The 1,049-nt window shown below is 52.6% G+C and carries 1 protein-coding gene and 1 pseudogene; both read left to right on the top strand.

The annotated features are described in order from the left end of the window. The coding region (gene tnpC, locus FHS77_RS16080) for an IS66 family transposase (RefSeq protein ID WP_184224918.1) at positions 1 to 745 on the top strand (745 nt) is incomplete at its 5' end. Between the two features lie 42 nt (positions 746 to 787). Further along, positions 788 to 1,009 (top strand): annotated as a pseudogene (locus FHS77_RS16075) (IS3 family transposase); the annotation flags it as partial. Positions 1,010 to 1,049 lie beyond the last annotated feature (40 nt).

Raw genomic sequence — 1,049 nt, 5'->3', positions numbered from 1 at the left:
CCGTGATGGCCGGCCTTGGGGTAGTGAGGATCCGCCAGGCGTGGTTTATTTTTACGCCCCCGGCCGTGCAGGCGAAAACGCAGAAACCTTCCTGAGCGGCTTCAACGGCATCCTGCAAGTCGACGGATATCAGGGTTATAATCGGTTGACGCGCCCCTCGCGCAAGGGCGGTGACCCCATTCGTGTGGCGAATTGCTGGGCTCATGCACGGCGCAAACTCAAAGAAATTTACGACCGCGACGGCTCTGAAATCGCTGCTGAAGGCTTGCGGCGCATTGCTGAAATCTATGCCGTTGAAGCCGATATCCGTGGCCACGCTCCCAGCCAGCGATTATCTGAACGTCAAACCCGCAGCGCCCCATTGGTAACAGCCTTTGGCGACTGGCTCCAAGCGCAACGCCGCAAGATCTCCGGTAAGTCTCGACTAGGCGAAAAGCTGGCCTATATCCACAATCACTGGGAGGGACTGCAAGCCTTCCTGAGTGATGGTCGCGTCGAGATTGATAATAACTGCATCGAAAATCTGATCCGACCCATCGCTCTTAATCGCAAAAATGCCCTCTTTGCAGGCCACGACGAAGGCGGCATCGCTTGGGGTCGTATCGCTTCGCTGATCGAGACCTGCAAGATCAACGGCGTTGAACCCTTTGTCTATCTCAGGGACACTTTGACAGCGATCGCAAACGGCCATCCCCAAAGTCGCCTCGACGAGCTACTACCCTGGAGCTTTAAGCCATCAAGTTAAAACCCATGTGCTCTCCAGCAAACGCTTACCAAACATCAATTGCTGCCGTCCATGAGCGGGAAAGGCAATTGTTTTGATAACTCCGCAGTAGAAAGCTTCTTTAAATCATTAAAGGCTGAGTTGATTTGGCGCAGACACTGGCAAACAAGGCGAGATATTGAGATTGCAATCTTCGAATATATAAATGGCTTTTATAATCCACGCCGAAGACATTCAACACTCGGCTGGAAATCGCCGGTGGCATTTGAGAAAAAAGCCGCTTAAAATGAGAGATAGACCGGAACACAACCGGTGCAAGACCAGA

Origin of the sequence: Paenochrobactrum gallinarii, assembly GCF_014205685.1 — a bacterium.
Taxonomy (GTDB): Bacteria; Pseudomonadota; Alphaproteobacteria; order Rhizobiales; family Rhizobiaceae; genus Paenochrobactrum; species Paenochrobactrum gallinarii.
The sequence above is the reverse complement of the archived record's forward strand: the minus strand, read 5'-3'. Positions and strand labels throughout refer to the sequence as shown.